3 protein-coding genes are annotated in these 4435 nt (G+C 42.5%); 1 reads left to right on the forward strand and 2 read right to left on the reverse strand.

The window, feature by feature from the left end; all coding sequences use genetic code 11:
- The first annotated feature begins 218 nt into the window (after positions 1 to 218).
- Complete coding sequence (locus tag DP116_RS27180) at positions 219 to 1646, forward strand: S8 family serine peptidase (RefSeq protein ID WP_169158095.1); 1428 nt, start codon at positions 219 to 221, stop codon at positions 1644 to 1646.
- 61 nt (positions 1647 to 1707) lie between these two features.
- Here DP116_RS27180 and DP116_RS27185 read toward each other — a convergent pair whose 3' ends face one another.
- Both DP116_RS27185 and DP116_RS27190 read right to left on the reverse strand, forming a co-directional pair.
- Entirely contained in the window at positions 1708 to 3204 is a 1497-nt protein-coding gene (locus DP116_RS27185) for a beta-barrel domain-containing protein (protein WP_169158096.1), read from the reverse strand.
- 283 nt (positions 3205 to 3487) lie between these two features.
- The gene (locus DP116_RS27190; RefSeq protein ID WP_169158097.1) at positions 3488 to 4363 is read right to left on the reverse strand and encodes an SDR family oxidoreductase; all 876 of its coding nucleotides are present in this window, start codon (positions 4361 to 4363) and stop codon (positions 3488 to 3490) included.
- Between the last annotated feature and the right edge of the window lie 72 nt (positions 4364 to 4435).

The following is a 4435-nucleotide window of genomic DNA, read 5'->3' on the forward strand; positions in this document are numbered from 1 at the left end:
ACATAGTAATTATTATCTATAGCAATCCTAAATCATTCGTAAAAGGTGAGAAACCCGGTATCTCAAAGATACCGGGTTTCTAGAGATTCGCAATTTTTACAAATCACATAGGATTGCTATAAAGCCAAATGTTTGTGAAAAAAAACCCTTATTAAAGAGAAGTATTTTGTAAGTTTTTTGGTCAAAAACTAGAGATTTTATTAAGGAAAATCATACTAATGTTCACTCGTATTAGTAGTAACAGTTCTCTTTTTAATCAAGGGCAAAATATTACTTCTCTATCCTCAGTCAACACATTTGATTATAACAACAACTATAACGTCAACCTTAACGGTCATAGTAGCTTTAACTCAGCGATAAATGACCTAGAAAATAATGCTGAAGAACAATTGTTTAATGACAATGGGTACAGCTTCACCTCCGGCTATGGCTTAATAAATGCAGCAGCAGCAGTGGCTAAAGCAGCTGGTCAAACTACCTTTGCTGATGTTCCTAAGCTTGGTGGTAACAATTGGGGAGCCGACCTTGTGAAGGCTCCAGAAGCCTGGGCAAAAGGATACACTGGTCAGGGTGTGGTCGTTGCTGTTCTGGATACTGGGGTTGACTTCAACCACGATGATTTAAAAGATAATATCTGGACAAATTCAAAGGAAATTACTGGCAATGGCATAGATGATGATGGAGATGGTTTCATTGACGACGTTCACGGCTGGAACTTTGTTGATAACAACAACGATGTTTCAGATAAATTCGGTCATGGAACCCATGTCTCTGGAACGATTGCTGGGGAAAAAAATGATATTGGTGTGACTGGTATTGCCTACGGTGCTAAAATTATGCCAGTCAAAGTCCTTAATGATGAAGGTTCAGGCTCCTATACTTCGATTTCTAATGGCATTTACTATGCCGTAGATCATGGAGCTAACGTGATTAATCTTAGTCTTGTTGGTGGTTCTTCTGACAGCACTCTAGAGAAAGCTGTTGAATATGCCAGCAGCAAAGGGGTGATTGTTGTTATGGCAGCTGGCAATGATAGTGGATTTCAACCAGGCTATCCAGCCCGCTATGCAGACAAATGGGGAATTGCAGTTGGAGCAGTTAATAAAAATAATAACATGGCTGATTTCTCCAACAAAGCGGCAATGAATTCACTCACTTACGTGACAGCCCCAGGAGTTAATGTCTATTCTACAATTCCGGGTAATAAGTATGCTTCCTATAATGGCACGTCTATGGCGACTCCTCACGTTGCTGGCGTAGTTGCTCTCATGCTCAGTGCTAACCACAGTTTGACTGATGCTCAAGTGCGTCAGATTGTTGCAGAAACAGCAGTACACGACACACAAGTTCCAAACTTTAGCCTGGGCAACTTTGTAACCAAGAGCAGTGCTACAATTTCTAGCTTCAGCGTTACAGACTACCATGATGGTTCTTATGGGTCACAAGACCAGTTGGATGATAGCAATACTGTGCAATTCTCTGGCTTTAGTGTCAGTTCTACACTGAGTTCACAATTCTCAAGCTACCAAACACTACTAAACAACCTTAACTATAGTATCACTGATTATGATGACACCACTGTTTCTGAAAATATACTCAAGCAACGCCAAGAAATGTTGGAGGAGAATTTCCGAATGGTAAGTTAAGACTAATGAATTGAAGGTGGATCGTAAGGCACACCGCCTTGCACCATCACACCCTCCAAACCTACCTCACAGAAAATGCCTCACTGAATCGACGAGTAATTGGCTCAGTTAAGAATGTCAAAATTGACTTTTTGCGAGTGACAATCTCACCATTTGCAGTCATCCCAGGAGTAAATGCAACTTCTTGTCCCTGCGCCATTACGGAGTGTTTATTCAGCTTAATTCTGGTGGGGAAAACTAAGCCCATTTCTTTGTCAACAATAGCATTGGGACTGACTTGCACGACTTCACCATTAATGATGCCAAATTCTTGAAATGGGAAAGTTGCCATTTTGACCTTTGCTTTCATTCCCTCGCGAATAAAACCAATATCTCGGTTGAGGACTTTCACCTCTAACAAAAGTTCTTGCCCTTCTGGTAATATAGATACTAACTCTTCACCCGCTTGCACTGGTCCTGTTGTCGCTTTGATTCTATAGATAGTACCTGTGACTGGAGCTTTGATAGTTTCCATATCTTGCTGCTTCTGGGCTTGCTCAAGTTGACCTTGAACGGTAGTTAGTTCTTCTTTGCGTTTGTTGATCTGGGTGATAATTTCACTTTGACGCTCTGATTCTATACGCTGTGCTTGACTGCGAGCTGCTTGATATGCTTCTTGGGCTTGGCGAATTTCCTCTGCTTGAGCTGCAATATCCTTTTCTAAGGATGTGACTTTATCTTGAGCCTCTGTCACTTTATTTTGGGAGTTTACCACCTCATCATTTGCGCGGGTAATTTCCGTAGTCGCTCGATTGAGTCTTTCTTGGGCGTCCAGATAATCGAGTCGAGGAATAGCGCCAGGAGTCACTAGGGTTTTGAGGCTTTGTTCCCTTTGTTGAGCAATTGCTAAGCCGGTTTCAACTTTCCTACGGATATTTTGGGCGTTAACCAAGTTTGTTTTGGCGTTGGTAAGGCTAGTTCTTGCGTTTACCAGATTTTCTTGTAACCGAGTCTGGCGAACTTTCGCCTGGTTAATCAGCGCCTGTTGGCGATTTGCTTCCGCAACGGATGCAGCTTGACGCGCTTGATAATCTCGTAAACGAGAGTTTAACAATTGATCTTGAAGTTGTGTTCCAGCAATTTTCCCACCCGTACGTTCTGCATCTAAACGTCGCAAATCTTCTTGAATTAATTTAGTAGATGAGGCTAAGCGAGTCACATCGACTCGTTGCAAGTCTGGATCACGTTGAATCAGGGTTTGACCTTTGATGACGCGATCGCCTTCTTTAACATTAACCTTGACAATCGTTCCATTACCTATCGATGTCACTGGTCGTACTTGTGTGGAAGCGATTAACTCCCCAGGTGCTGTGGCGACTTCATCAATCCGCGAAAAATTCGCCCAGGCGATTGTTCCCAGTACCACTACACTCAGTGTTCCCGCTAACAATCTAGTGTACAGTGGTGGTAATTCCTGTACTGCTTTGCCCAGTTCATAGGATAAGTGTTCATCAGGTTTTGCAAATCGCTGTTTTGTTTTACGTGCTGTAGCCGTATTTGCAGCTAGGGAATATCTCATAAGAATTTAGATTTTGGATTTTAGATTATAGGTGAGTAGTCAGTGCTAAACAGTTATCAGTTATCAGTTGTGAAAAAACAATAACTTGATAACTGATAACCAAATCTTTCTATGGCACTTCGTGCCCTTCAGGTGGGCACTGCACACAACCTAAAAAATAAGGATTTGAGCGCACGGTGAATCCAGCGCTGCAGGAGGGTTTCCCGACAGAGGCGACTGGTGAACCCGAAGGGTTATCAATGAACAATAACTTGATAACTGATAACTGTTCACTGTTTACTGATTAAATCGCCAGATAACGTCGCAAGAAACTTTCTAGTGTTTCCAGCTCAAAATTGAAGGTAGTTTCCAATTTCGCAATTTCTTCTCTTGTACAGAAAAATTCGTTAGCTAGTAATGTACGAAACGTTCCCAAAGCTTTTTGTGCTTGGGGATTGAAAAAACCTAATGCACCCCGCAGCCCATCTACAGCTAAGAGTGGCGGGTTAATTATCAGTGGCTCTCGGTTAAAAATGCGACTAATAATTTTGGGAATATCCTCTCGCGTTAAAATCTCTGGTCCCCCAACTGATAATATCTGATTTTGAGCCGCTTCAACTGTCACTGAATCTACTACTATCCTTGCCAAATCATCTGTACTAACAATAGAGCTACGGTTTTTGGGGTCGCCAACAAGCAGGTAAAACCCCGTTTCCCGAAAACGTTCTGCTAATGGTAGTAAGTCGGATGCTAATCCAGATGGGCGTAGAATAGTGTAGTTCAAGCCACTAGTTTCCAGGTATCGCTCCACTGCTCGTTTTGCCTTAAACACAGGAGCATCTTCGTATCCCCTGTCTGCTCCTAGCACGGAAATAAAAACAAAGTGCTGGACTTGATTAGCTTTTGCGGAATCTATAAGTTCGATGTTAGCGCGATAGTCTAAAGCTAAGGCATCTCCACCAGAACCGTGAGCGCTGATAATGTACTGTACGCCCTGACAAGCTTTTTGAATATCTTTTTCTTGGCGCAAATCACCTATAAAGATGTTAGCTCCTCGGTGTTCTAACTCGCTGTAGCGCGAAGTGAGACGGACAAATGCTCGCACCTGCTTTTCCTGTTCACGTAAAAGTCGCACAACGGTGCGACCTATTCCCCCTGTGGCTCCAGTGACTAGAAACATATCAATTTTGGATTTTGGATGCGTGGATTTTGGATGAGTGTTGACTCATGACTAAAACTAGGGGTGTAGGGG

The organism is Brasilonema bromeliae SPC951, assembly GCF_012912135.1.
Taxonomy (GTDB): Bacteria; Cyanobacteriota; Cyanobacteriia; order Cyanobacteriales; family Nostocaceae; genus Brasilonema; species Brasilonema bromeliae.

Coding starts and splice junctions, on each gene's coding strand:
- DP116_RS27180 (WP_169158095.1), top strand. CDS start 219: ATGTTCACTCGTATTAGTAGTAACAGTTCTCTTTTTAATCAAGGGCAA.
- DP116_RS27185 (WP_169158096.1), bottom strand. CDS start 3,204: ATGAGATATTCCCTAGCTGCAAATACGGCTACAGCACGTAAAACAAAA.
- DP116_RS27190 (WP_169158097.1), bottom strand. CDS start 4,363: ATGTTTCTAGTCACTGGAGCCACAGGGGGAATAGGTCGCACCGTTGTG.